Origin of the sequence: Bacillus sp. SORGH_AS_0510 (assembly GCF_030818775.1) — a bacterium.
Classification (GTDB): Bacteria; Bacillota; Bacilli; order Bacillales; family Cytobacillaceae; genus Neobacillus.
In genome coordinates this window covers 1358114-1384484 of sequence record NZ_JAUTAU010000001.1, presented here as the reverse complement: position 1 = coordinate 1384484, position 26371 = coordinate 1358114, and the positions used below count along the sequence as shown (strand labels likewise).

33 protein-coding genes and 2 pseudogenes are annotated in these 26371 nt (G+C 39.0%); 8 read left to right on the top strand and 27 right to left on the bottom strand.

Annotation, left to right across the window (positions count from 1 at the left end; all coding sequences use genetic code 11):
• Together QE429_RS06995 and yugI are read right to left on the bottom strand one after the other, a co-directional pair.
• Positions 1-1200, bottom strand: a complete 1200-nt coding sequence (locus tag QE429_RS06995; RefSeq protein WP_307285636.1) for an ornithine--oxo-acid transaminase — start codon at positions 1198-1200, stop codon at positions 1-3.
• A gap of 411 nt (positions 1201-1611) precedes the next feature.
• Positions 1612-2016, bottom strand: a complete 405-nt coding sequence (gene yugI, locus QE429_RS06990) for a S1 domain-containing post-transcriptional regulator GSP13 (protein ID WP_307285634.1) — start codon at positions 2014-2016, stop codon at positions 1612-1614.
• Between the two features lie 192 nt (positions 2017-2208).
• Here yugI and QE429_RS06985 point away from each other — a divergent pair.
• Positions 2209-2403 (top strand): annotated as a pseudogene (locus QE429_RS06985) (helix-turn-helix transcriptional regulator); the annotation flags it as partial.
• Positions 2404-2739: 336 nt separating this feature from the next.
• Here the strand turns inward: QE429_RS06985 and QE429_RS06980 are convergent.
• The 7 genes from QE429_RS06980 to QE429_RS06950 form a co-directional block, all read right to left on the bottom strand.
• On the bottom strand, positions 2740-3003 hold the full coding sequence (locus QE429_RS06980) for a DUF1871 family protein (RefSeq protein ID WP_307285631.1): 264 nt from the start codon (positions 3001-3003) through the stop codon (positions 2740-2742).
• Positions 3004-3030: 27 nt separating this feature from the next.
• Positions 3031-3408: a PH domain-containing protein gene (locus QE429_RS06975; protein ID WP_307285628.1), complete on the bottom strand. Its 378-nt coding sequence runs from the start codon at positions 3406-3408 to the stop codon at positions 3031-3033.
• Positions 3409-3478: 70 nt separating this feature from the next.
• Positions 3479-4675: an alanyl-tRNA editing protein gene (locus QE429_RS06970; protein WP_307285625.1), complete on the bottom strand. Its 1197-nt coding sequence runs from the start codon at positions 4673-4675 to the stop codon at positions 3479-3481.
• 133 nt (positions 4676-4808) lie between these two features.
• Complete coding sequence (locus tag QE429_RS06965; protein ID WP_307285623.1) at positions 4809-5225, bottom strand: hypothetical protein; 417 nt, start codon at positions 5223-5225, stop codon at positions 4809-4811.
• A 124-nt stretch (positions 5226-5349) separates the two neighbouring features.
• On the bottom strand, positions 5350-5898 hold the full coding sequence (locus QE429_RS06960; RefSeq protein ID WP_307285620.1) for a superoxide dismutase family protein: 549 nt from the start codon (positions 5896-5898) through the stop codon (positions 5350-5352).
• A gap of 252 nt (positions 5899-6150) precedes the next feature.
• The gene (locus QE429_RS06955; protein WP_307285617.1) at positions 6151-6363 is read right to left on the bottom strand and encodes a hypothetical protein; all 213 of its coding nucleotides are present in this window, start codon (positions 6361-6363) and stop codon (positions 6151-6153) included.
• A gap of 276 nt (positions 6364-6639) precedes the next feature.
• Positions 6640-7380 carry a peptidylprolyl isomerase gene (locus tag QE429_RS06950; protein WP_307285615.1) on the bottom strand — a complete coding sequence of 247 codons (741 nt, stop codon included), beginning with the start codon at positions 7378-7380 and terminating at the stop codon, positions 6640-6642.
• Between the two features lie 116 nt (positions 7381-7496).
• Here QE429_RS06950 and kapB point away from each other — a divergent pair, with 116 nt between their 5' ends.
• Positions 7497-7877, top strand: a complete 381-nt coding sequence (gene kapB, locus QE429_RS06945) for a kinase-associated lipoprotein KapB (RefSeq protein WP_307285611.1) — start codon at positions 7497-7499, stop codon at positions 7875-7877.
• Between the two features lie 40 nt (positions 7878-7917).
• On the opposite strand, the gene kapD is transcribed toward kapB, so the two are convergent.
• The 9 genes from kapD to QE429_RS06900 all read right to left on the bottom strand — a co-directional run bounded on the left by kapD (position 7918) and on the right by QE429_RS06900 (position 14845).
• Positions 7918-8541, bottom strand: coding sequence for a 3'-5' exonuclease KapD (gene kapD, locus QE429_RS06940; RefSeq protein WP_307285608.1), 624 nt, complete (start codon positions 8539-8541; stop codon positions 7918-7920).
• Between the two features lie 185 nt (positions 8542-8726).
• Positions 8727-9110, bottom strand: coding sequence for a hotdog fold thioesterase (locus tag QE429_RS06935; RefSeq protein WP_307285605.1), 384 nt, complete (start codon positions 9108-9110; stop codon positions 8727-8729).
• 123 nt (positions 9111-9233) lie between these two features.
• On the bottom strand, positions 9234-9455 hold the full coding sequence (locus tag QE429_RS06930; RefSeq protein WP_307285603.1) for a hypothetical protein: 222 nt from the start codon (positions 9453-9455) through the stop codon (positions 9234-9236).
• Between the two features lie 101 nt (positions 9456-9556).
• A complete protein-coding gene (locus tag QE429_RS06925; RefSeq protein ID WP_307285600.1) occupies positions 9557-11065 on the bottom strand; it encodes a leucyl aminopeptidase in 1509 nt (502 codons plus the stop codon).
• Between the two features lie 113 nt (positions 11066-11178).
• Positions 11179-11790 carry a 3D domain-containing protein gene (locus QE429_RS06920; RefSeq protein ID WP_307285599.1) on the bottom strand — a complete coding sequence of 204 codons (612 nt, stop codon included), beginning with the start codon at positions 11788-11790 and terminating at the stop codon, positions 11179-11181.
• 285 nt (positions 11791-12075) lie between these two features.
• Positions 12076-12399 carry a YuiB family protein gene (locus QE429_RS06915; RefSeq protein ID WP_307285597.1) on the bottom strand — a complete coding sequence of 108 codons (324 nt, stop codon included), beginning with the start codon at positions 12397-12399 and terminating at the stop codon, positions 12076-12078.
• A 365-nt stretch (positions 12400-12764) separates the two neighbouring features.
• On the bottom strand, positions 12765-12890 hold the full coding sequence (locus QE429_RS06910; RefSeq protein WP_373463181.1) for a YuiA family protein: 126 nt from the start codon (positions 12888-12890) through the stop codon (positions 12765-12767).
• A 157-nt stretch (positions 12891-13047) separates the two neighbouring features.
• Positions 13048-13542: an NUDIX domain-containing protein gene (locus QE429_RS06905; protein WP_307285594.1), complete on the bottom strand. Its 495-nt coding sequence runs from the start codon at positions 13540-13542 to the stop codon at positions 13048-13050.
• 85 nt (positions 13543-13627) lie between these two features.
• The gene (locus QE429_RS06900) at positions 13628-14845 is read right to left on the bottom strand and encodes an NAD(P)/FAD-dependent oxidoreductase (protein ID WP_307285588.1); all 1218 of its coding nucleotides are present in this window, start codon (positions 14843-14845) and stop codon (positions 13628-13630) included.
• 448 nt (positions 14846-15293) lie between these two features.
• Here QE429_RS06900 and QE429_RS06895 point away from each other — a divergent pair, with 448 nt between their 5' ends.
• The gene (locus tag QE429_RS06895) at positions 15294-16292 is read left to right on the top strand and encodes an NAD(P)/FAD-dependent oxidoreductase (RefSeq protein ID WP_307285584.1); all 999 of its coding nucleotides are present in this window, start codon (positions 15294-15296) and stop codon (positions 16290-16292) included.
• Between the two features lie 188 nt (positions 16293-16480).
• Here the strand turns inward: QE429_RS06895 and erpA are convergent, their stop codons facing one another.
• Positions 16481-16846, bottom strand: a complete 366-nt coding sequence (erpA, locus tag QE429_RS06890) for an iron-sulfur cluster insertion protein ErpA (RefSeq protein WP_307285582.1) — start codon at positions 16844-16846, stop codon at positions 16481-16483.
• Between the two features lie 26 nt (positions 16847-16872).
• Positions 16873-17112: a YuzB family protein gene (locus tag QE429_RS06885; protein ID WP_307285579.1), complete on the bottom strand. Its 240-nt coding sequence runs from the start codon at positions 17110-17112 to the stop codon at positions 16873-16875.
• Between the two features lie 381 nt (positions 17113-17493).
• Between QE429_RS06885 and QE429_RS06880 the strand changes: the two genes are divergently transcribed.
• The gene (locus QE429_RS06880) at positions 17494-18561 is read left to right on the top strand and encodes an NAD(P)/FAD-dependent oxidoreductase (RefSeq protein WP_307285577.1); all 1068 of its coding nucleotides are present in this window, start codon (positions 17494-17496) and stop codon (positions 18559-18561) included.
• A 188-nt stretch (positions 18562-18749) separates the two neighbouring features.
• Here QE429_RS06880 and QE429_RS06875 read toward each other — a convergent pair whose 3' ends face one another.
• Positions 18750-19076 carry a YuzD family protein gene (locus tag QE429_RS06875; RefSeq protein ID WP_307285574.1) on the bottom strand — a complete coding sequence of 109 codons (327 nt, stop codon included), beginning with the start codon at positions 19074-19076 and terminating at the stop codon, positions 18750-18752.
• Between the two features lie 345 nt (positions 19077-19421).
• Between QE429_RS06875 and QE429_RS06870 the strand changes: the two are divergent.
• Positions 19422-19652: pseudogene (locus QE429_RS06870) on the top strand (NifU family protein); the annotation flags it as partial.
• A 58-nt stretch (positions 19653-19710) separates the two neighbouring features.
• On the opposite strand, the gene QE429_RS06865 reads toward QE429_RS06870, so the two are convergent.
• Together QE429_RS06865 and yutH are read right to left on the bottom strand one after the other, a co-directional pair.
• The gene (locus tag QE429_RS06865) at positions 19711-20700 is read right to left on the bottom strand and encodes a 2-hydroxyacid dehydrogenase (RefSeq protein WP_307285572.1); all 990 of its coding nucleotides are present in this window, start codon (positions 20698-20700) and stop codon (positions 19711-19713) included.
• Positions 20701-20791: 91 nt separating this feature from the next.
• Entirely contained in the window at positions 20792-21799 is a 1008-nt protein-coding gene (gene yutH, locus QE429_RS06860; protein WP_307285570.1) for a spore coat putative kinase YutH, read from the bottom strand.
• Positions 21800-22006: 207 nt separating this feature from the next.
• Here yutH and QE429_RS06855 point away from each other — a divergent pair, with 207 nt between their 5' ends.
• Positions 22007-22522, top strand: coding sequence for a phosphatidylglycerophosphatase A family protein (locus QE429_RS06855; RefSeq protein WP_307285565.1), 516 nt, complete (start codon positions 22007-22009; stop codon positions 22520-22522).
• A 46-nt stretch (positions 22523-22568) separates the two neighbouring features.
• Here the strand turns inward: QE429_RS06855 and QE429_RS06850 are convergent, their stop codons facing one another.
• The 3 genes from QE429_RS06850 to QE429_RS06840 all read right to left on the bottom strand — a co-directional run bounded on the left by QE429_RS06850 (position 22569) and on the right by QE429_RS06840 (position 25161).
• Positions 22569-23333, bottom strand: a complete 765-nt coding sequence (locus QE429_RS06850; RefSeq protein WP_307285563.1) for a TIGR01457 family HAD-type hydrolase — start codon at positions 23331-23333, stop codon at positions 22569-22571.
• 69 nt (positions 23334-23402) lie between these two features.
• Positions 23403-23840 (bottom strand): DUF86 domain-containing protein, encoded by a 438-nt coding sequence (locus tag QE429_RS06845; RefSeq protein ID WP_307285561.1) that lies wholly within the window; start codon positions 23838-23840, stop codon positions 23403-23405.
• 19 nt (positions 23841-23859) lie between these two features.
• Positions 23860-25161, bottom strand: coding sequence for an EAL domain-containing protein (locus tag QE429_RS06840; protein WP_307285558.1), 1302 nt, complete (start codon positions 25159-25161; stop codon positions 23860-23862).
• Between the two features lie 187 nt (positions 25162-25348).
• Here QE429_RS06840 and QE429_RS06835 point away from each other — a divergent pair, with 187 nt between their 5' ends.
• Both QE429_RS06835 and QE429_RS06830 read left to right on the top strand, forming a co-directional pair.
• The gene (locus tag QE429_RS06835; protein ID WP_307285556.1) at positions 25349-25615 is read left to right on the top strand and encodes a DUF3055 domain-containing protein; all 267 of its coding nucleotides are present in this window, start codon (positions 25349-25351) and stop codon (positions 25613-25615) included.
• 56 nt (positions 25616-25671) lie between these two features.
• Complete coding sequence (locus QE429_RS06830) at positions 25672-25956, top strand: cytosolic protein (protein ID WP_307285554.1); 285 nt, start codon at positions 25672-25674, stop codon at positions 25954-25956.
• Positions 25957-26084: 128 nt separating this feature from the next.
• On the opposite strand, the gene QE429_RS06825 is transcribed toward QE429_RS06830, so the two are convergent.
• Positions 26085-26360 carry a YutD family protein gene (locus tag QE429_RS06825; RefSeq protein WP_307290740.1) on the bottom strand — a complete coding sequence of 92 codons (276 nt, stop codon included), beginning with the start codon at positions 26358-26360 and terminating at the stop codon, positions 26085-26087.
• Positions 26361-26371: the final 11 nt, after the last annotated feature.

Genomic DNA, 26371 nt, shown 5'->3' with positions numbered 1-26371 from the left:
TTACCCTAGCACTTTGGCAATCCGCTCAATTGCCCAATTTAGCTCTTCCTTTTTGATGACAAGCGGAGGTGCAAATCGAATGACAGTATCATGGGTTTCCTTACATAGTAAACCGAAATCTTTTAGTTGCTCACAATAAGGACGGGCTGCTTCCGTTAATTCAACACCAATAAATAATCCTCTTCCGCGAACTTCTTTTATTTTTGGATTTTTAATCTCTTTTAGTTTGTTAATAAAATATTCACCGAGTTCTAACGATCTTTGAGCAAGCTGCTCATCAACTAGTACATCCAAGGCTGCAATTGAAACCGCACAAGCCATTGGGTTTCCTCCAAAGGTAGAACCATGTGACCCAGGATTAAATACCCCCAAGATGTCCTTATTTGCCACAACGCACGAAATTGGGAACACACCGCCACCTAATGCCTTGCCTAGGATATACATGTCAGGTTCAATATCTTCCCATTCACAGGCAAACATTTTACCCGTACGTGCTAATCCTGCTTGAATTTCATCTGCGATAAAGAGAACATTATTTGCCTTACATAGGTCCATTGCTTCTTTGATAAACCCTTCTGGTGGAATAACGATTCCAGCTTCTCCTTGAATAGGTTCGATTAAGAATGCAGCTGTATTTGGGGTAATGGCAGCTTTTAAAGCATCTAAGTCAACGTAGGGAATGAGCTTTATTCCCGGTAGCATCGGACCAAACCCTCGTTTATATTCTGGATCCGATGATAGCGAGACCGCCGTCATTGTTCTCCCGTGGAAGTTCCCTACACAAGCAATGATTTCAGCCTGATCTTCAGCTACCCCCTTGACATCATAGCTCCAGCGACGTGCTGCTTTTACAGCCGTTTCCACTGCTTCTGCACCCGTATTCATTGGAAGAACCATTTCTTTATTCGTTAATTGGCTTACTTTTTCATACCATGGGCCCAACTGGTCATTATGGAAGGCACGTGAGGTTAAAGTCACCTTGTCAGCCTGATCCTTTAATGCTTGAATGATTTTTGGGTGGCGATGACCTTGGTTTACGGCAGAATAGGCACTAAGCATATCCATATATTTGTTGCCTTCCGGATCTTCTACCCATACGCCTTCTGCATATGAAATGACAATTGGCAGTGGATGATAATTGTTTGCACCATATTTTTCTGTTTTTTCAATCAGCTCATTTGTATTGACGTTCGATTCCATAATTCATTCCTCCGATTCGATCCTGAAATTATGTATGTACACTACTATTGTAGCCGAGCCTAAAAAAAGAATGAACACTTCTATTAAACTTTTTCTTTTTTTTTATTTACTATGCTTTGTTAAACTGTCTGTTGATTTCCGCTCCAGGCGCGAACGGTTCGTGGGTGTTTAGCCTCCTCGGCGAAACGCGCCTGCGGGGTCTCCCCTGAACCATACTCTCACAGGACATTGAGTATGCTTCATCGAATCGACACCGCACGAAGGAAATGCGCTAGCATTTTCTAGAATCTTCGCCTTCCGCTCCAATCAACAGGATTTAAAATCAAAAATGTTCTTTAACATAGCCATTTAATAAAAAAGAAAGCCCAGGGCTTTACTATTTTTCATAGTAGGTCCTGGGCTTATAGAATCTTATTTTTTAATTAAATCTTCACGTTGTGATTGATCAATCCACTCTTGTAGCTTATCTTTTAACGTGTTAAAGCCTTGTTGGCCGTCAGCTTCAGGAATAATAGCTGCTGCTTGGCGCTTACGAGGTTTCTTCGCTTTCACTACTTGCTGTTGAACAGGTGCTTCTTCTGTTGCACGAATAGATAAACCGATCTTACCAGCACTTTCGTCCACCGATAATACCTTAACCTTGATTTCATCTCCAACTTTAAGGTGCTCATTAATATCCTTTACATAACCGTGCGTGATTTCAGAAATGTGGACAAGACCTTGTGTATTTTCGTCTAGAGCAACGAACGCTCCATATGGTTGAATACCTGTTACTTTACCCGTTACAATGCTGCCTGTTTCGATTTTTTCTGACATGAAAACACTCCTAAGAATTAAATTATTTATACCCTTATATACGCATTAAAAGATTATATCATAATAAATAGGTTTAATCAAAAAAGCTTATTGACCTAGAAGAAACTTTTAACAAAATGTTCATGAAGAGAATTAGTAAAAAATTTAGACAATGATATACTAAAGGTGAGAATAATAAAAGAGGTGAACGGTATGAGTACAATCGGCCACACCATTAAAACTTACCGGGAAAGGCTGAACATGAGCCAAGAGGAGCTGGCACAAAAGGTAAGAGTGGGGACACAGACTATTGAAAATTATGAATCTGGGGAACAGATTCCCAGCAACCAAACGATTTTAAAATTATCGACTGTTTTAGATATCCCTGCTTCTGAGTTATTAGCACATAATAATGAGAAATGATAACATTACCGCTTTTTTCTTTTTATCCATGTATAAATAAAGGAGAAACTGGAAAAGCTTATGACATAAAGCTTTCTAGTATTCCCCCTTTTTGAGAGGACAACCACTTTGGATTGTCCTTTTTTTTATTTGGCTCTGTTAAACGTTCCTGTTGATTTCCGCTCCAGGCACGAGCGGTTCGTGGGTGTTTCGGCGAGCCTCCTCGGAGAAACGCGCCTGCGGGGTCTCCCCTGGACCCATACTCCCACAGGAGTCTTCGTGCCTTCCGCTCCAATCAACAGGGTGTATAAATCAACACTGTTCTTTAACACAGTCTTTTATTTAGATTGAACATGATTCATTGGCTTTAATGAAGAGTAATTTCTCTGCTATGTACAAGCAGCTTTCCATTGGGATTAGCTTTTCAAATGAGAACTCGTAAATGGCTTGAATACGTGCTGCCAACTTATTCAAGTCGTCTAATTCATGGACAGCTTGAATAGTGTCAGCAATTTCCGTTTCATAGCCGCCCAGTTTTAATTGAAATGGATCCCACTCATTTAATGCGTCTACATATTGCAAATTTGTTTGAATCTCTTTTCTCATATTTTATCCCCAGCTCATCTTAGAAGTTTATTTTAATACATACTCAGCGAGCACACTTTGAAGTTCATAGATGTTTAAGTTTTTATTAAACTGTTTTTGTAATGGCAGGGCATTTCCTGAAATCCAGATTTTTAATTCAGCATCTAAGTCAAAGTTACCCGCAGTTTCAATACTGAAATGAGTAATGCTTTTATAAGGAATAGAATGATACTCAACCTTTTTACCGGTTAAACCTTGTTTGTCCACTAATATTAACCGCTTATTCGTAAAAATAAACATGTCACGAATCAGTTTATATGCTTTCTCAATTTGTTCATTTGGTGCAAGAACTCGTCCAAATTCTCTTTGCACTTCTGCAGCGCTCACTTCGGATGCATTTCCCATTAATCCATCTAAAAATCCCATGAATTTCACCCTCTCATGTTACTATTCTAAGTATACAAAATTATCTTAGTAAAGAAAACTGACAACAAAACTACTTCAAACAGGCTACAATTTGCGTTAGAATTTCTCCTGCCGGTATATAGGCATCCCCTCCACCTTGTGCAAAGGATTCATTTCCTCCGCCCTTTCCATTTATTTTCGGCAAAATTTCCCCAATTAATGTTTTCATATTTTCCTCTCTAGCTGCCCCCCTTGCACATACCAGTTGCATACGAGAATCATTAGTAGAGACAAAAATAGCGATTGCCTTATCATTTTCTGAAATTACCAAGCGGGCAAGTTTTTGAAGCTCTTGTATCGTTCGATTTTCAAATACCTCATCCACTATTGGTTCATTTTCTGATGCTTTCTTAACCAACAAATCTTTTGCTTCAAACTCAATCAGCTTCTCTCTTGCTTGCTCCAAATTCTTTTCCAGGCTTTTCCTATTCTCAATTAACCTAGCAGCAGCAACTGCCATCTCTTTTTCTGGAGCATTCAGTAGCTTAGTTAGTTCAAGCAGCACTTTATGTTTTTTCTCCAGCTGCTCAATTACTCGCGTGCCGCATACAAATTGGAGCCGAATCTTTTTCTTCTGTCTTTCCCAATCCAATATTTTTATAGCGCTTACTTCACCGGTTGTTTTCGGGTGTGTGCCACCACAGCCGTTATAATCAAAATCAGGGATAATAACAAGCCGAATATCCTCTTTTACCTTAGTCTCTTTTCGAAGAGCATATTGGGATAACTCTTCTTCTGTTACCCACTTCACGATAATATCTCTATTTTCATAGATGATGTTATTGGAAAGCGCCTCTGCCTTTCTCACTTCCTCTTCTGTTAGCTTTTCTGTTTCAAGATCAATGGTCACAATTTCTGAACCTAAGTGAAATCCAACCGTTTTGTATTGAAAAAGGTGGTCGAATGCTGCTGATAAGATATGCTGCCCACAATGTTGCTGCATATGATCGAACCGTCTTTCCCAATCAACTTCTCCTTCCATTACTCCTTCAGTATTCTGTAGTGGAGCTTCTAGGTAATGGCGAATTTCTCCGTCCTTTTCTTCAACATTTATAACCTTTTTTCCCGCTATTTTTCCTGTATCATACGGCTGGCCACCACCTGTTGGATAAAAAGCAGTCTGATTTAAAACAACATACCATGATTGATCCTCTTCCTGCTGTTGTTTTATAACTTCTGTAGAAAATTTCTTTATGTAAGCATCTTGATAATATAATTTTTGCTCCATTTACTAAACACTCCAATAGTTTATATTCATGTCGTAAATTTATTGTCTTGAAAAATCAGTCAAAAAGCAAGAAATAGAAAAAACCTGTCCCTTATGTGGACAGGTTTTCCCTCCTTCACTGTGACAGTTTCAATTACTTGCTATCTTTTTTCCGTTGACCTGTTGCTGGTGGCTTCTGACCTGGCATGGAACCACTCATCATCTGGGGAAATCCTGCTTGCTGTCCACCCATCATTGGCTGTTGAAAACCACCCATTTGCGGGTATCCTCCCATCATTTGTGGATACCCATGTTGATGATATCCGCCCATCATCTGAGGGAATCCTGCTTGCTGTCCACCCATCATTGGCTGTTGAAAACCACCCATTTGTGGGTACCCTCCCATCATGTGTCCAAATCCAGGTTGTTGGAAGCCTCCCATCATTTGTGGAAAGCCTGTTTGCTGTCCACCCATCATTGGCTGTTGAAAGCCACCCATTTGTCCTGGAAAGCCCATTTGTCCTGGAAAGCCCATTTGTCCTGGAAAGCCGCCAAATTGTCTTTTTTCCATATAATCGCCTCCTTACCGTCTCTCTGTAGTGTATGTCTCATTTATTGGATAAGCTTAGATATATGCCCAAAGTATAATAATTTTTTCCAAATAAAAAGCTACCCTATATGGGCAGCTAATCATATTATTCTTTTTCATCCTGCGCCTTTTTTTGTCCCTTTTTATTCTTAGATATTTCACCACATGCAATTCGGTTTCCTGAGTCCCCTGCTGGTTGGGTCATACCGTCATCTTTCCCTTCGGTAACTACGATAGCAGTACCTTCTTTTGTAAACAATGATTTCTTTCCATTCTTCAACGTTACATTTGGTGCCATGAGCTCCGCTGAAACTGACCCACTATCGTCAACAATTAAGTTTGGTAAATCACCCGCATGTGCGCCTTTTGGGTGTAGAAGCCCATGCTCTTTCTTTTCTGGATTAAAGTGGTTCCCCGCAGATTTGAAATCTGGTGCAACACATTTTCCCTTTTCATGAATATGAATCGCATGCTCTCCTGGTGGAAGTCCTTTCAAACTCACGGTCATTTTTATACCGCTTGATTGCTCCGCCATTGTCACCGTTCCTAAGGAATCCCCCGATGCATTGAACATTTCAACATCCAGTTTTTTTACTTCTTTTTCCACACATCCTGTCAGCAAAAGGAATGGAATTATTAACCAACTTTTTTTCATATGTATCCCCCATTGATAGGCAATTTGCACTTAGTATGGGCTTGAGGTATCGGACCTATTCACTTGGGAGAAAAGAAAAGCGCAAGCGCCTTGGTCAGCCCCGACAGGCAAATGTTCTTCGGCAAGGAAAGTCCGCCTTTTGACTTTTCTTGCCGAAGGTTATTTGACCCGAGGGGCTAGGCGCTGGAGCTGGCCAATTCTCGAAGTCGAAATATATACTTTCTTAAAATTTAAAAAGAGAAACAGCTAGGGTTAACTGTTTCTCTGTTCGGACTGATTATTTTTTAGAATTTGTTCTTCTAATTCTTTGGTCTTTTGAGCCTCACGTTTGGAAATTTTAATGATGAATCTCATTGTAAGAAGCGCACCAATCAAAAAGATGGTAAACGTGATCATTGCTGGAATATACTCTGATTTATCTTCTGGAAAGTATAAAAATAAGGCTAAAACGGATGGTAGAAACATTTTTCTTCTCCCTTTCTAAAAGGAATAGCTCTAAAAGTTAATTATAGCAAAAAAAACGTTTCTTACCAATGAATCATTTTACCGTTCATTATTAGGCCATGGTAAACTTGCGTGTTGATTTCCGCTCCAGGAGCGAGCGGTTCGTGGGTGTTTCGGCGAGCCTCCTCGGAGAAACGCGCCTGCGGGGTCTCCCCTTAACCATACTCCCACAGGAGTCTTCGCTCCTTCCTCTCCAATCAACAGGGGATAAAACTAACAATGGTCTATTACACAGCCTTATTTTATAACGTTAATTTTTTTGATGATTACGTCTTTTTCAGGCTTGTCTTTTGGGTCAACGGGTGTGCTGGCGATCTTATCAACGACATCCATTCCCTCAATCACTTGCCCGAATACGGTATGGCGATGGTCGAGCCATGGCGTACCACCGTTTTTATCGTATGCCTCAATCATTTCTTTCGGATATCCAGCCTTTTCCATTTCCGATTTCATAGCTGGATCGAGTGATGTCTTTTGTACGATGAAGAATTGACTTCCATTGGTATTCGCTCCAGAGTTCGCCATTGAAAGAGCTCCACGAATATTAAAGAGATTATTAGAGAATTCATCTTCAAAAGGGTTGCCGTAAATACTTTCTCCGCCTGTTCCGTTTCCGCTAGGGTCTCCGCCTTGTATCATGAAATCGTTTATCACTCTATGAAAAATGAGTCCATCATAGTAACCTTCTTCACTGTGCTTAACAAAATTTTCAACTGCTTTTGGTGCATATTCAGGGAATAATTTTATTTTAATTTTCCCCATCGTCGTTTCCATTTCAACCAATTTCTCATTTTCTGCAACTTCAGTAGTTAGCTGAGGATACACTGTATTCGACACCTGTTGGTCTCCTTCCTTTTGTTCTGTTTTTGGAGCGGCCGTTTTCACTTTTGCCTCTTCCTTCTTCTCACTTGTCCCACATGCCGCCAATAATAGAACAATGGTCATGATGGTCATAAATATTTGTAAGTTCCTTCTCACTTAGCTTCCCTCCAATTATGTACTTTAAACGAATGAATAATATTTCACACATTGTTTTTAATTTACTATTTTTCAGTATAAAATGGAAGAAACAATTGTTGATTGGAGTGGTAATTGTGGCGGAATTACAAATTGGTGATATTGTTACAGGGATTTATAAAACCGGAAAATATGTTGGTGAATTAACGGAGATTCGGCCGCAGCATTATTTAGTGCGAGTATTAGGGGTTCTTAAACATCCAATGCAAGGGGATCTACACAATCCAAAGGATTCAGATGTTATAATTTTTCATGAACGACGTGCGCTTGCCTATAGAGAACAAACGAATATACCAAAACAGATGGTTAAACACTTTGAAGGTGAGATACCGGATTACCAAGTATCTTTAAAAGAGGCTATCGCAAAGATGAAAAAAGAACTTGAGGAAACTTCCTCTGATTGGGCTGAGATGAGCTTACAGGCTCTCGCTACATTAGAAAAAGATTATAAGCTATAGAAAATAATTTAGGCCAAATCAGTTTGAATGATTTGGCCTTTTATGCAAATTCATTTAATAGCTTTGAAAAATCAACGCGATCCCCAATGGTTGTTGGTTTTGGTTTCTCCAAGTATTTTTTATCCTTTTCCACGAGTTTGAATATATTGTAGGTAGTCAATGCATCGTCTAGTGCCCGGTGATGCCGGCCTGTCCCCTCTTTGCCATACTCCTGCACAGCTTTCCATAGGCCCGTTTGATTTTGGTCGCCAAAGAATCGTTTATACTCCATTGATAAATCCAATTCAGATGCCTTGAAAGGAAACGCCACACCTGCCTGTAAACAATTATGCCTTAGAACTTTCATATCCATATTTCCCCAAGTTACAATGGTGGTTTCATGATTATTTTTATTGAACTCCTCTAGCTTTTTCACAAGTTCATAAATGGATAACCCCTTGTCAACCTGCTGCTGTGAAATATGTAAGAATGATTTGCAGCGTTCTGATAGTTTAGGAAATTTATGAGGTGTAACATATGAAGAGAATTGCTCCGTTACTTCTTCATCAACGACAGCCACAATTCCAACCTCGATGATTTCTGCATAAAAGTCCTTCACACGCATATTTCGCTCTGGCATTGTAAATTCAAAATCGATAAATAAATATTGCCTTTTTGTTCTCATTTTTATTCACCACCATTCTTTTCCATCTTACTACCATTATATAAAGAAACCTGTACAAAAAATTGTGCTTTTTTTCTATTTTTTTTTATATCTTTGATTATATCATGAATTCAATTTAAATTTTTTAAATTTTTGTACAATAAACAGAAAAAGAATGGAAAAAATCCATTCTTTTGGCATATCCGCTATTTTTTAATTTTTATCACTGCCATCGTACATCTTGAAACACAAATTAGACGGTCTTGTTCATCAGTTATTTTAATATCCCAAACCATCGTTGATTTTCCTTGATGAAGAATAGTTCCTACTGCAGTAACCATACCTTCGGTTTTTGGACGTACATGGTTGGCGTTTATTTCTAATCCAGCAACTCCTTCCGTTTCTTTATCAACCAATTCATACGCTCCGATACTAGCAACTGTCTCGGCTAAGGCAACAGATGCTCCACCGTGAAGTAATCCAAATGGTTGGCGAGTTCGTTCATCTACCGGCATAGTCGCAATGACCCTCCCAGCATCTAATTGTGTGATATTTATTCCGAGCGCTTCAATTAATGTGTCCTTAATCATTTTTATCCCTCCAGTATGTAAATCTATTCTATCTAACCTATTCTGCATTTCTTAATTATTTCCTTTTATAAACAAGTGCCTAAATGAAAAAAACAGCCCCTAGAGCTGTTTTTAACCTGTTTTTTAATAATAACCTGGATATCCCATTGGTGGATAGCCCATTGGTGGATAGCCAAATGGTGGATATGGGTAGCCGTAAAATGGCCGAGCTGCAAAAGAAGCTCCCAATCCGCCTCCAAGTAACCCACCTAAAAAGCTAAGTCCGCCAATTGCTAATGGCAATCCAAAACCAAATCCAATAAATCGTTGATCCTGTACAGGGTACGGGCTTCGATAAGCGTACATGCCGCATTACCTCCTTTTTCATCTATACTTGCCTACACTATTGCATATGCAAATAGATGAGGTTTGGAGTGGGCGAAACCGCCTGTTTAGCCCTGTATGTTCTATTTTCCGATTGGTTCGAACCGTTCGACAAATAAGGCTAGCGTACGAGACATAACTCCTGTTGCCCCTGAAGGTCCTAAGTCATAGGCTTTTGAGGATGTAGCTGTTCCGGCAATGTCAAGGTGTACCCAAGGAGTTCCTTCAGCAAACTCACCAATAAACGCACCAGCCACTAGCGCATGGCCCTCACTACCTGGTGAGTTATTTAAATCAGCTACCTTGCTGTTTCTTACCCGTTCAATTTCTGTTTCAAATAATGGCAATTGCCACATTTGTTCTCCCGCTTCCATTGATGCTTCCAACACTTGCTCATACAATCCCTCATGGTTCGTCATTGCACCGGTTGTATGCAGCCCTAGTGCAGTGATAACCCCTCCTGTTAAGGTTGCAACATCGACTAGATATTCAGCCCCATGATGCTTTGCATATGTCACTGCGTCCGCCAATACAAGACGACCTTCAGCGTCTGTATTGAGCACCTCAATCGTTTTTCCACTCATAGAGGTAATGACATCGTCTGGCTTAAACGCTCCGCCACTAATCATATTATCCGTTGATGGAATAACAGCTACTACGTTTTGCTCCGGTCTAATCTCTCCGATAATCTCCATGGCACCAAGGACAGCTGCTGCCCCTCCCATGTCCGTTTTCATTCCTACAATACCGGCTTTGGTTTTTATGGAATACCCACCTGTGTCAAAGGTAATGCCTTTACCAACTAAACCAATAACATCTTTCCATTCGTCTTTTCCTTGATATTTTAAAACAATCATTTTCGGCGGTTCGGTAGACCCCTGATTCACTGCAAGAAACGCACCCATACCGAGCTTTTCTATTTCATCTTTATCTAAAATTTCCACTTCGAATTCATATTTAGCTGCAAGTTCATTAGCATAGTTGGCCAAATCCGTTGCTGTAAGTAAATTGCCTGGTGTGTTCACAAGTGATCTTGCTGAGTTTGTACCTTTTCCAAAAGCATACCCAACATTCAAGGATGCCTGAACATCCTCTGGATCATTTGTTGTACAATAAACAGATATATTCTCTAATTTTTTCTCTGGTTCATTCGACTTTTGCTTATAGCCTGCAAAATCGTAGGTAGACAACGCAAACGCCTCACTTAAAGCATGGGCTGCATCTAAACCGTCTACTTTTTCTGTAGTAAAAGAATCTAAGTAAATGGCGGTTTCAACAAGCTTGTTGGCTTTAATCTCTTTAAAAAGCTTACCAAATGCTGTTTTCATCTTTTCAAAGGTTACCTCTTTTTCTTTTCCTAAACCAACAAACCAAATGCGTTTCGCTGCAATTTTGCCAAAACTATGTACTTTCGTCACATTTTTTAATTTTGCAGAAAGGTCACCGTTCTTTACGAGCTCTGTAAGATGTCCATCAAACTTCTCATCTAGTAAAGTTAATGAACCTGTAAATTTCTCCGGTTTATCGAAAAGACCGATAACCAACCCTTCATGTTCTGTTGATAAATCTAGTTCTGTTTTTACGTAAAACATACTCCTGCTTCACCTCCGTGTATTCCATTTAATTATAACGAAAACGTTTTATTATTTCGACTAACTAATTATTATTCTTAGCGAAAAAAAAAAAACAGGCACACGGCCTGCTTTTACCTTTTCTCAGAACTTATATACTGTTGGCGAAAAACCTGCAGAGCCTTATCTTCATTTAATGCCTGTAATTGCTCCTCAGTTAGTTTGCCATCTCCTTTTTGAACTACATATACGTCGACCTGTTTTTTGCCCCATTTGTTATAAACATCTTCAACTGTTTCGTAATAAAGGTCCAGCTCGTTCCCTTTAATGGCTCCTCCTTTATCCGCAACTACACCATATCCATAGCCTGGAATAAAAAGGACCGTTCCAATAGGGAAAACGTTTAAATCAGCAGCCACAGTGGAAAACAAATCACGTTTTACTTTTACTCCGGAATATGTAATTCCATACTCAGGGTGCCCTTTTGTTTTACCAGTTGATTCGATGCCTGCTGTATAACCAGTAGCAGTAACTGTATATTTAGGATACTTTGACCAATCAAAAGCATCTTCTAGCGATGGCGACGTCGTGTTTGAAGCAGTTACAGTTGTTGAAAGCTCAGACGCAAATTGAGTAATAAGTGTTTTTGCATTTACGCCGGAAATGGATTGAAAGGTTGCTAATAATGCCATCAAGAAAAGACATCCAAGAGCAAAGCGTTTAATCCAATTTTTTGTTTTATTCATTAAAATTTTCACTCCTCCAAAATATTCATTCCCAAGCTGAAGGGAATTATTCAAAAAAGGAGTGAGAATTTTTGCCAAAAGGCGTTTTTAATAATGGTCTGTTGATTTCCGCTCCAGGCGCGAGTGGTTCGTGGGCGTTTCGGCGAGCCTCCTCGGCGCTAACGCCTGCTGGGTCTCCCCTGACCCGCACTCCCACAGGAGTCTTCGCTCCTTCCGCTCCAATCAACAGTTGTCAAAACACATTTTCTGCATTAAAAAAGACTCTTTACCTTTTGGTAAAAAGTCTTAGAACATTTGGTAACCATTTTTACGTAGTAGTTTGATGGTGAAGCCTGCAGCAATGGCTCCTGCAAGTCCGCTTACAAGGATAAGAATATCTGCAGTGGCTAAAGAACTGAATTTATGTCCTAGTTCTTGGAAGGCAACTTTACTGTTAGTAAAATATTCAACAAATGGGACTTTATCTACAATTAAAATTGCCACAACAGGGTACACTAGTGCCATTACCCATGACATTCTTAGTAGCATATTTAGAATAAAACCAATTCCAAAAAATAAGACAAAAAATAGCACAATCGATATGATTAACACAACAATGCTCATTTGCATCCGAGATTCCTCCCTTTATACATCAACTTTTAGTGTACTGAATGTCTAAAAGGGAGTCAATAAAAATCGAAAAGTATAAGCGCCTTGGTCAGCCCCGACAGGCAAATAACCTTCGGCAAGAAAAGTCCGCCTTTGGACTTTTCTTGCCGAAGGTTATTTGACCCGAGCTGTACCAATCATCGCTTTATCAAGCCATGATTGGTACAAGATACTCAAGGAGATTATTCAGGATGAAAACTGGCTAGGCGCTGGAGCTAGACAATTCTCGAAGTCGAATTTTATACTTTCTATTAGTACAAAAAAAAGCTCTTCGAAACGATCCGAAGAAGCAATGTAGAGCATTCTATTTAAATTCACCTAGTACCCTATTCTTTTTTCTTTCCAGATCCTCCGCAACAACTGCAAGTTTCCGACCCACCAAGTAGAAGCTGAAAATATCCATAACCCGAACAATACTCACACTTTTTTGTATCCAAGCTCTTCACTGTCATCTTGATCATCCCCTTTAAATTATTTACTTAATTTTCTGATAATATAACAAGGAACTAGAAAAAAGAAAAGAGCGGAATTGAACCAAATTCGGAAAAGAAAACGGATACATCGAAAGTTTTCTTTCATTTTCTAAGCGTTACTTAAATTTTCAAAAAATTACAAAAATAATTTATAAGCTGAATAACCAAATTGATCTCCTGGATTCAGACCATCAATGCCAGGCTTACTGCTATGCTCATTTTGTTCGATTAGATAGTGTAAAAGGATAGATGCATCCTTTTCATCAAGAAGCTCTTTTGGATCCATAAATCTTGCCTCATATAATTCATTTTCCTGATGAATGATTCTTTCTGTAACTTCCAGAGGTTCAAGCACGAATACAAGCATATTATCACTAATCTCTTCTTTTATTACACCTGTTCTTAATCCAATTAACCCTTTAACCGTACAAGTAAGCCCGGTCTCTTCCTTCACTTCCCTAACCACAGCTTCGTCGGCCGTTTCTCCCTCCTCAACAAACCCGGCAGGCAGGGACCACTGTCCTTTTAATCCCCCATATCTCTTCTTGACTACAAGCCATTGTCCTTCGGATGATTTAACGATGCCTGATACAGCTAACCACACCTTACCTCGTTTTTCACGACTGCTCATACCAACACTCCTAGCAAACATCTTTCCTCTAATATATCAAAAAAAGGACAGAAGATTCTCTGTCCTTTTCCAACAACATATATTTTTAGAATACGTTAAATTTACCTTTTTTCAATACAAGACCTGCTCCACCGATCATATAAAGTGAGCGATTATCGATTACTTTTTTCATGAAGGAAGCTTTAGCACCAGTAATCTTCTTACCGAATACAACACCAATTGCATCATCTTCGCCAAGAGAACAAACTGTCCCTTTATTGTCAAAAGTAAATGATTCTAGTTCAGACTTGTTGCGAACTAATGCCGCAATGTTACGAGCAACTACTTCACCCTGCTGCATAGCGATTTGTGCCGTGGGTGGGTATGGACGGTTGATTTCTTCATTGATGACAAGTGAGCTGTCACCAACGATGAATACGTCGTCATGTCCTGGTGCACGTAAATCAGGTTGTACCTTTACACGGCCTCTCATAGCTTCGAAGCCAGACTTTTCGATAATAGAGTTACCACGAACACCAGCTGCCCAAACCACAGTGCCAGCCTTAATTTCGCGAGGCTCCTCTTCTCCTTTAGCTACAATGATACCATCAGGAGTTGCTTCTTTGATTGCCGTTCCAATTAAGAATTCAACGCCTTTACGCTCTAATTGGGAAACCGCATAATTCACAAGCTCAGGATCAAATCCTGGTAAAACTGTTGGAGCAGCTTCTACACAGATAATCTTTACCTTATGGAAATCAACATCGTATTCATGACATAATTCAGGAATTCGATTAGTTAACTCACCTAAGAATTCGATACCTGTAAATCCTGCACCGCCAACTACAATGGATAAACGATTATCTTGCTTCTCTTCTTCCATATTGTATGTTGCAAATTGATATTCAATATGCTCACGTAATTGACGAGAAGAATTCACATTTGTAATACCGAAAGCATATTCCTTTAAGCCTTTGATTCCGAATGTTTCAGGCTCTCCACCTAATGCAATCACAAGGTAGTCATAATCGACTTCACCTTTATCTAAAATTACCTTCTTCTCTTCTCTGTTGATTTCAACCACTGTATCTTGAACAAAATCAACCTTGCTACGATCAATTACATCTCTAATATCATAACGAACACGATCATGATGCAGCGTACCAGCAGAAGCCTCGTGTAACCAAGTTGTTTCATAATGGTAGTCGTTCTTATTTATTAATACGATATCTGCTTCATTTACACCGATTAACTTTTGTAAACGAACTGTTGTCATAAGTCCGCCGTAACCAGCACCGATAATAACGATTTTAGGCTTTCTCAAAGTGATCACTTCCACCTTTTATAATAATATTTTTGAATAAATTTCTCTTTTTCTTATCTTCCACTGCTAAGGCCATTTTTATTTTGTTTTATACAAAAATGTTTGTGATATTATTCACGAATGGTTTCAAAGAAAAAGATCAAACTGATTAGCACAAAGAAGTGAAAAGATTAATAAAAATTGACAGAATAATAAAACTTGTTACATCATTCACATAAATGTGCGTTTTTCGTCACAAATTCTTAACAATATATCCACAATACATCTTATGCTACTTTAACACTATTTTCAAGCGGATTTTTAAATTATTTACCTTAAGAATATTATAAATTACACTATTTTATTACTAATAACTTATTGTTTAAATTGGTAGAAAGTTGTGAGGATTCCCTAGTTTTATGATATTATAGTGAGTGGAGTTTGTTACTACTAGTTGGGGGGATACGGAGTGCAAGAAAATCAAACAGTTTATGATATTACCATAATCGGAGGAGGCCCTGTTGGTCTATTTACTGCCTTTTACGGCGGAATGAGACAAGCATCAGTGAAGATCATTGAAAGCTTACCGCAACTTGGAGGTCAATTATCGGCTCTTTATCCGGAAAAATATATTTACGATGTAGCTGGATTCCCTAAAGTCCGTGCTCAAGAATTAATCAACAACTTAAAAGAACAAATGGCTAAGTTTGATCAAGCCATTGCTCTTGAACAATCTGTTGAGAAGTTAGAAAAACTAGAAGATGGTACATTTAAATTAACAACTAATAAAGAAGTACACTACTCTAAGACCGTTATTATCACGGCAGGAAATGGAGCATTCCAACCGCGCCGTCTGGAATTAGAAAGTGCACAACAATATGAACACAAAAATCTATATTACTTCATCGAAGATTTAAATCAATTTGCAGGTCAAAAGGTAGTGGTCTTCGGAGGCGGAGATTCCGCAGTTGACTGGGCATTAATGCTTGAGCCGATTGCTGAAAAGGTAACGATTGTTCACCGTCGTGATAAATTCCGTGCCCATGAACATAGCGTAGAAAACCTATATAATTCCAAAGTGGATGTAAAAACTCCATTTGTACCTGCCGAATTAATCGGGGATGATAATGGAATTAAACAAGTCGTTCTTTCTTCTGTTAACGGCGAAGCAAAAGAAATCCTTGATGTAGATGCTGTTATCTGTAACTATGGATTCGTTTCTTCCCTTGGACCGATTAAGGAATGGGGTCTTGAAATTGAGAAGAATTCAATCGTAGTCAATTCCAAAATGGAAACCAATGTCCCAGGTATTTATGCAGCTGGAGATATTTGTACGTATGATGGAAAAGTGAAGTTAATTGCTTGTGGTTTTGGTGAAGCACCAACAGCCGTAAACAATGCAAAAACATACATTGATCCAAAGGCAAAAGCACAGCCATTACACAGCTCTTCTATGTTTAAACAATAAGAAAAGCGCAAGCGCCTTGGTCAGCCCCGACAGGCAAATGTTCTTCGGCAAGAAAAGTCGCTCTTTGACTTTACTTGCCGATGGTTATTTGACCCGAGGGGCTAGGCGCTGAAGCTGGACAATTCTCATAGTTGAATTTTATTATTTTGTAAAAAAAGGCGCCATTTCGGCGCCTTTTTTAATTGTATTTAACATTCTTCCGGTGTACCTGTAGCTGTTGCGGTACGGAAGGATGAGCCACATCCGCATGATGCGATGGCATTTGGATTATCGATTGTAAAGCCGCCGCCCATCATGGATTCTTTATAGTCAATTTTTGTTCCTTGTAGGATAGGAGCACTTTCTTTATCAACAAGTATCTGTATGCCATATTGTTCGAGCTGGAGGTCCTCTTCTTTCACCTCATGGTCAAAGCCCATGCCGTAAGATAATCCACTGCATCCGCCTCCCTTTACGCTTACACGTAAGAATGCACCTTCTTCTTCGTTGTGCTTTATCATCTCTTTAATGTGCAGTGCTGCTGCTTCAGTTAATATAACAACTTCCTTACTCATGAAAATTCCCCACCTTTCCAATCTATTTAAAACATTGGATTTTCTTCTAGGTATTGGTAAATGTTGTCAACTAGTTCATCAGGTGTCTCACCTGTTACTACTTCTCCATTAACGAGTGCATATAATTTGGTTGCACATTTTCCACAATATCCAAGGCATCCATATTCAATAATATCCAAGTTAGGATCTCTTTGTAATTTTTCAAGTGCTTTTTGCGCACCATTCGCCAGATTGCTAATACAAAATTCAATGATAGGTTGAATCACTAGTTTCACCTCTCCACACATAGATATGCTACTCTATTTCATTCTCCCCGTCAATTACCACGCACTACGCTTTACTGTCAAGAATAGTATGAAAAATGTTGTTATTTGTACACATTTTAGTTATACTCTTATGTGGTAAAGAAACATAATATTATTCTAATATTTTAAAATTGCAAGCGCTAACCATTTTTGTGAAAACCGGACAAGAAAAGCACAAGCGCCTTGGTCAGCCCCGACAGGTAAATGTTCTTTGGCTAGAAAAGTCCGCCTTTTGACTTTACTTGCCGAAGGTTATTTGACCCGAGGGGCTAGGCGCTGGAGCTGGACAATTCTCAAAGTCGAATTTATCATTCTTATAATGTAAACAAAGGGGAATTAATAATGAAAAACCTTGTCATTCTCGGTGGTGGATACGGTGGAATGAGGATTTTGCACGAGCTTTTGCCGAATCATTTACCAGAGGACGTTACCATTACACTCGTTGACCGCGTGCCTTACCACTGCTTAAAAACAGAATATTATGCATTAGCCGCTGGAACCATTTCAGATACAGAAGTTCGTGTTGCTTTTCCGGAACATCCACGTTTAGTTGTAAAATACGGAGAAGTAGTTGGAATTAACACAGCTGAAAAAAAGGTTGAATTAAAAAATGAAAAACCTATTACCTATGATGACCTAGTTATCGGCCTAGGCTGTGAGGATAAGTATCATGATGTTCCGGGTGCAGAACAATTTACCTATAGTATACAGAGTATCGATAAGTCACGTCACACTTACTCTGTATTAAACAACCTCGCTCCTGGTTCTGTTGTTGCCATAGTAGGGGCAGGTCTTAGTGGAGTAGAGTTAGCTAGTGAATTGAGTGAAAGCCGGGAAGACTTACAGATCAAATTATTTGATAGAGGGAATCATATTCTATCCTCATTTCCTGAACGTTTAAGTAAATACGTCGAAAATTGGTTTGTTAAAAACAATGTTGAAATTATCAACAATTCAAATATCACTAAAGTCGAAGAAAAACGTTTATACAATCACGATGTGCCAATGGATTGTGAAGTGATTGTATGGACAGCTGGAATCCAGGCAAGTAAAATTGTCCGCGAAATGGCTGGGGAAAAGGACCGGATGGGAAGATTGCTTCTCACTCCACGCCACCACCTGCCAACAGATGAACATGTTTTTGTTGTAGGTGACTGTGCAAGCCTTCCACATGCTCCAAGTGCTCAATTAGCTGAAGGGCAGGCAGAACAAATTGTGGAAGTGTTAAAAAGCCGTTGGAAGGGTGAAGAGCCGCCTGCTTCCTTCCCGCCAATAAAACTAAAAGGGATCTTAGGCTCTCTTGGTAAAAAGCATGGCTTTGGATTAATGGCGGAACGCCCTATTACAGGACGTGTAGCACGTCTTTTAAAATCTGGTATTTTATGGATGTACAAATTCCATAATGGATGATGAAACCATGAGGTTGGCCTTAAAAGGTCAGCCTCATTTTTATACAAAGATGAAAATTCTTCTTTTTTAATGAGGAAAAATAATAAAATAGTCCTCACTATCATCTTATTCAAATAATTAACAATTGTTATACCTTGTCTTTTTTCACCAAAGTAAAAAGCATTCCAACGAGCGGAATGCTTCTAGTTTTACAAAGGTTGATAGCCGTATTTTTCTAGTTCTGAGAAGATCGTTTTCAACCTTGGATTACCTTCACCGACGACTTTATCTTTTATCACGACAACAGGATAAAACATATCCTCATCAATTACTCTTTGTGCAAAAGTAAGTTTTTCCTCATCACCTGCAGGCTGGAGAATATCAACATAGACCATTTTAACAGGCTGATCAGGAAACTTTCTTGCAATAGCTGCTTCCAACCATTCAAAGGTTTCTCTAGAAGAAGGTAGATTCACACAGCTCGGACATAATTGTTCTGCACCATAAAGGACAATTTCTACTTCAGTTGTATTCATTGCATCATCCTGCCTTTTTAATTGGCTGTGTTAAAGAACATTCTTGTTTTATACCCTGTTGATTGGAGCGGAAGGCACGAAGACTCCTGTGGGAGTATGGTTCAGGGGAGACCCCGCAGGCGTGTTTCTCCGAGGAGGCTCGCCGAAACACCCACGACCGTTCGTGCCTGGAGCGGAAATCAACAGGCAAGTTTAACAGAGCCCTTTTTCTTTTATTTTACTTTATTCTTACTATAAAAACTAAGAAAATGTCTTTAAATGTGTGCTTTACTAATTTCTGAGAATGGATTTTTAGCACTAATCACATTATAATAAATGTAGGAAAGGAGTCGATTAACAGTGGAAGAACAACAAATGTTTGAACAAGTTCAAGAAGTATTAGATAAATTACGTCCATTTCTTCTTCGCGATGGCGGGGATTGCGAATTAGTAGATGTAGAGGATGGTATTGTTAAGCTCCGCTTATTAGGTGCATGCGGAAGCTGCCCAAGTTCAACCATCACATTAAAAGCTGGAATTGAAAGAGCACTTTTAGAAGAAGTTCCAGGCGTTGTTGAAGTAGAACAAGTTTTCTAATTCGATACGATTTAAAAAGCGATTGCTATCCAGCAATCGCTTTTTTGCATGGGTATGGTCACGCTTTGACTAAGGGTTTCCAGTCTTTATTCACCAACGTCTTAGGTTCTTTTCCTTCGATCACTGCTTGAATATTTGTCAGACAAAGCCTCAACATTTCCATTCTTGTTTCAACACTTGAACTCCCAATGTGTGGCAGCGCAACTACGTTAGGAAGCTGCAATAATGGATGATCAGCACCAATTGGTTCTTTTTCAAAAACATCAAGGCCTGCACCAGAAATGTCGCCAGCAACTAATGCCTCAAAGAGAGCCTGTTCATCAACGACTGGGCCTCTTCCTGCGTTGATAAAAATAGCCGACTGCTTCATTTTCCTAAACACATCACGAGTGAACAAGTTTTTTGTTTCATTTGTAAGTGGAGTTAGGCAGACAATAAAATCTGATTTTTCTACTAATTCATCAAAGGCCACATAAACCGCTCCAAGCTGTTGTTCCACTTCTGGTTTACGTGAACGGTTATGGTATAAAATGTTCATCTCAAAACCGGTTGCCCGTTTTGCAACAGTCTCACCAATTTTCCCCATGCCAACGATACCAATGGTTTTGTGATGGATGTCATGGCCAGCCAATAACAAGGGGCTCCAGCTTTTCCATTTGCCCTCTTTTACTAACTCGGAAGCTTCCATTAGCCTTCTTGCAGTAGCCATTAACAAGCCAAATGTTAAATCTGCAGTAGTGTCTGTTAATACATCGGGTGTGTTGCAAATCGCGATTCCCTCTCTGGTGGCAACCTTTAAGTCAATATTATCGAAACCAACAGCAAGGTTGGCTACTACTTTTAACTGTTTTCCAGCGGTTAAAATACTTTCATCAATAGAATCTGATAACATGGTTAGCAAGGCATCTGCCTTCTTTGCTTCAGTTAGCAGTAACTCCCTTGGAACTGGAATATCCTCATGTTCCCACATGTTTACTTCATAGTTTGGCAGTAGTGGTTTAACAACTTCGTCTGGAAGCTTCCGTGTAATAAAAACGTATGGCTTCATGCTGCATTCACTTCCTTAATTATTCTGATACACTTTATTATTTTACCATAAGTTTGGAATTACGTTATTTAATTAGTTCGAATACTTAAAATCATGTCAGTAACCACTCTAGTTGGGGGATGTTAAGTTGTCGGACGGGTGCACCAGCCATGTGAAAGAATCCAGCAAGAAAGCGTTCATAGTCACTTGTTTGTCGTAGTATTTTACTTAAGCGTTCCTCTAATACCTTCTTATCCTGCTCAGAACGAGTGATATAATAGCTCTCGATACAATCGTAATAATGAAGCGGGAAAATCAAACGAGAGTATAATAACCTCCAGGAAAAAGAAGTTAAGGGGGTCACACTTTGGTATTCGCTAAAAAACTGTTGTACGTCTACATCGTAGGTCTGGATATTACGAAAGTATCGTTCCCTTGTCCATTCAGCTAAATCACGGCTCCGATGGTCAAACACCCAATCGAATGGATTCTTGATCATGTAATGGTCACCCCATGTCTTTTGAGTAAAACGTTCATGACAAACGGTGCCTCCATCAGCTTCGGTTGGTTCATCATCCATCTCCGAATCCACCAGATATTGAATAGCGTTCTCTGTAAGTCCAAGGTAATATGGGAATGAGTCAATGAACAATCGTTCAAATTCATCTTCAGGTGTTTGAAAAAGGAGATTATTCCAAACCTTTTCCATTTGTTCAAGCCTTTTTTCCCATAGTGATTTCCATTGTCCAATTCTGCTCGATCTTTCAATCTGAAATGGGACCAGTCTGCCCCGCTCATGAAATTTAGCTAATTTCCGTCCTAGTTTGATCTTTCGTTGATCTTCGATTTGCCGATTGGCCAATACACAATATTTATTTTGTTCCCATGTGGTTATTAATTGTCCGTCCTTAGATGGTAAAATAACCGGGACATGTTGATCACCATAGTTTCTTAAATGTTCTGCGATTTTCTCAAGTTCTGTAATATCATCTTCTTCTTTACCGGAGGGGTTTGAGACTAAGTACAACCATCCATTTCCTCTCAGTGCCTCATACCTGTCTAGCTTCACGTATTCCTCAACAGTAATACCATACTGGTTTTCAAGTAACTTTTTAAGCATACTCCCACCTCGTATCCAGACATCTATAACCTCATGTATATGTTTAGTTGTTTAAAAACTTGTTTTTTGCTCAGTTTTTTTCAAAGGAATAATAAATGGTGGGATGGAGAAAATATAATTTTGGTTTACTCCTTTTACATAAAATTGCATATCTTATGGAAAAAGAGTATATATATAGTGAAAATCCAAAGAAAAGGTGATTAGAGGATGGCAGACCACAAAAAAGTAGATCTAACTGAAGAAACAGCTCGCAAATGGTTAAAGGAAAGAGGCGTCGAGGTTCAGGACATGGCAGACTTAGTATTCTTTTTGCAGGAAAAGTACCATACAAACCTGAAAATGGAAGACTGTATAGCCAACGTAGAACGTGTTCTGTCAAAACGTGAAGTTCAAAATGCCATTATCACAGGAATTCAGCTTGATATGCTTGCAGAAAAAGGGATGTTAGAGGAGCCTCTTCAATCAATTATTGGATCCGATGAAAGCCTGTATGGAGTAGATGAAATTCTTGCGTTTTCTATTGTAAATGTTTACGGCTCTATCGGTTTTACGAATTATGGGTACATTGATAAATTAAAGCCTGGGATTTTAGCTCATTTAAATGATAAATCCACCGGTGAATGTCATACATTTTTAGATGATATTGTCGGTGCCATTGCAGCCGCTGCCTCAAGCAGACTAGCACACCGTGCTGCCCGACAAGAAGAAAAAAGAGAAAAATAAGGGGGTCAGTCCCCCGCCGCTGTAAAGCGGCGGGGGACTGTCCCCTTTATAGCTTCCATTGATCCAACGAATCCACTACGTGTGTTGGCTTACGGTCGTAGCCAGTAAGTAATTCTTTTGTAGTTACTCCTGTATGGACTAAAAGGGTGTCCATTCCTGCATTCATTCCTGCTAATATATCGGTATCATAATAATCCCCGACCATCAGTGTTTCCTCTTTTGAGGTACCCAGTACCTTTAGAGCTTGTTCCATTATAATCGACTCTGGTTTTCCAATAAAAATTGGCTTAGTTTGTGTAGAGACAGATATGACAGAGGTTAAGGACCCATTCCCAGGCAGCAGTCCTCTTTCAGTTGGAATGGCTATATCGCCATTCGTCGAAATAAATGTTGCTCCATTACGTACCGCTAGACATGCCACAGCTAATTTTTCATATGTAATCGAGCGGTCGATTCCTATGACGACATAATCAGCGTCTTCTTCAGCAAAAGAAAAGCCTTTCTCTTCAATAGCTGTCTGAATCCCCTCTTCACCAATCACATATACAGAAGCATCTTTCTTTTGTTCGTAGATGAAATTGGCGGTTGCCTGGCTTGTTGTGAATACCAAGTTCTCCTCCGCCGGAATATCAAAACTCACCAGTTTTTCAGCTACTTGCGCGGGTGTTCTTGATGAGTTATTCGTGACAAACAAATACGGAATTCCATTGTCACGTAGATTTTTTACAAAATCAGATGCGGCTTCAATTCGCTCTGATCCTCTATACATAGTTCCATCCAGGTCAATTAAATAGCCCCTATACTTTTTCATATGATCACTCCCATTAGTATCCTACCCAAATTTTATTAAAAGAAAAAGACCGTTAGTGAACGGTCTTCATTAGTTTTTAAATGCAGATACGGGACCTAATTCATTGGTCAAATATTCACGAATATTGCCCGCAAAAGTTACTAACTCATTTAGATGTGCTGAAAACTGCTGGTAAAGCTCTACATGATCGACTGAAATATATTCCTGAACGAGATTCTTTCGATACTGAATTAAAATCTTTAAATGATCTCCTGTCTCAGCGGAAATAACTTTTTCATCAACTAAGATATCAATAATGTCATCATAACTGCCAGGATCTCTCATGATAAATCCGTCAATCATGGCATTTCCGACATCCAGGACAGACTCAATCATCATTTGATTCAACCGTTCTAAAGCCGCTTTCTCTAAAGCTGTTGTCCATTCCTTTTGCTGTGAGAAGAGGTGAATAAGTTTTTCTAAATAGACGAGTGTTGCTTCTATTTTTTCCCTGTCTACAAAATACATAGAATTCCACTTCCTTTTTCTAAGTTGCAATAGCCGGTACTAACGCGGTTGGTCGTGCATAAAAATATCCTTGAGCTAAGTCTACGTTATTTCTTGTCAATACAGATGCCTCATCCGCATTTTCAATTCCTTCAGCAACCACTAGGGAACCTGCTTCTCTTGCTACCAGCATGAGCCCTTTTAACATCGATTCCTTAATTGAATTTTTATCTATATTCTGAATAACGGAACGATCAATTTTAATGATATCTGGCATGATATCACTTATAATACTTAAACTTGAATAGCCTGCGCCAGTATCATCCATGGCAATTTTATAGCCCATTAAGCGCAGCATTTTTATATTATAAATAAAATTTTTTAAGCCTTCAATCGAATCATTTTCTGTAATTTCAAAGGTGATTTGCTGTGGTGGTATTTCTTTGAATTGCTTCATTAATTTTTTTAAATCACGAGTAAACCGGATATTTCCAAGTGTGAGCGGAGTACAATTCACAAAGATATTCTTCCGGCACTTGGCAGCCTTTATTTGCTCCAGCACTTTTTCAATCACAATCATTTCTAAATCATAAAGTAATCCCGTTTGTCTGGCTACTGAGAACAACGGCAAAGGACTTTCTAGAACAGAGCCCGTTGGACCACGGGTAAGCATCTCCCAAGCGTGGACCTCACCAGTAGCAACATCAAAGATAGGCTGTGCTAATAATTTTATTTCCTTTTTAGAAATAATCTTTTTCATTAAATAGACCATTTCATCAAATTCAGACTTCACCTTTTTTTCAGCCATAGCAATCGCCTGTCTATGTGCTCTTGCAATTGAGTCTTGTATCGACAAATACTTTTTTTCCACAAACATATACCCAGTCCTAAAGACTGGTTGGAGAAAAGGATATGCCATATGCAGATTTTTTTCTACACTATAGACGATTTTTTTCATAGCCAAATCAATTTCAGAGAGAGAATGGCGTGAATAATCCACTTTTATGTACAATGTTAGTCCATCACCGTAAAAGTCATCAAGCATAATCACATCCTGTTTATCTACGCCTTGCTCAACAGCTGAGCGAAAGAACTTCTTTGTATGTTTGATAAACTGATGGCTTTGGGTCTGTCCTAACTGCTCTGTCAACTCAATCATATCTTTTAAATGAAAGACAACAACTGCTACCTCGCATCCCTCAGTAAAAGCAGCCTTTACCCCTTCTAAAACAGGATTTCTTAAAATGAATTGGGGTGGATAAAAGCGCATAGTTGACAGAGGTAGTATAATCTTTCCCCATTTAACAACATTTTTGACTTTTTCTTTGTAACGACGGACCATTTAATTCATCCCTCTCAGAAGCCAACATACATGATTTACGTATATTGTAGCATAATTTGACATGATTCGTGTTTTTTTATCCATAAATTTCTAGTAAAAATTATGAATATTCAATACTCCCCTCCTTCCCATTTATTTGTTACTATATAAGAGATGCGTAAAAGTATGAATCAAAGGAGAATATTTCATGAACGAGCGCTTTTTCTTATATGATGATACAGAAAATACGAAAACAAGATTTGTCAGCTTTGTTGGAGAAAACCAACGTTTTGATTTAGCGATTGTCCAAAGTGACCGTCATTACGGTAAACACTTGGTTCTTGATATGCAAGGAAACCGCTTTGCTATTATTGGATTGGATGATTTACAAGAAGAGGGCTATTTAGAATATGCATTTCAATTAAGTGAAGCAGATGCCGAAGAATTACGTGGCTTTTTAATGGAATTAGTTTAGGGTTCATAATTACACACTTTTTTTCAAATAATAGTTGGTAAAGGAGTGTGTATATCATGGCAGATAAAGATTCAGAACAATATCATGATTTTTCAAATGTGGAAGCACAAAGAAATTTCCTAACTGTTGAGGATCTTCCTGAAGGCGCCTATGGAGCTCCTCGAGGAAAATTCCAACCAGTAGAAAATAAAAGCACTCCCTGGGAAAAGGGACAACGTTACTATAGTGCATTTAATTATGAATATAAATCTCTGCATGAAGGTTTGCCTAGACAGATGGACGGAGCACACCCGCCTCACGATGATCCTGAAACGGAGACACAGGCGCCTTACAACGAATAAAACAAAAAGAGGATGTCCCGAAACAAAGTGTCAGACCCCACAACCTCATATTTATAGCTGAACTTTTCCTAAAGATTCACTATATATGAGAAATAAACGTGAGGTCAGACCCCTTGGGACATCCTCTTTTATTTTTTCACTTTTTTTAAAACAAAGTATGCACAGCCAAAGTTGCAATATTCATAAAGGTATTCACTTAACGTGCTTATTTTTGTATCAAAAGTAGCTTTTTGATTTTGGTCATCAAAGAATCCCTTTAGGCGAAGCTGCCCGTATCCCCAATCACCTACAACATAATCATACCTAGATAAAATATCACTATACCTTGATTTAAAAGCCTCTTCATTATACCCATCCCGATATTCTTGAAGAATTTCATAAGCGGTATTGTTTATTACGATCATACTTTTCACCT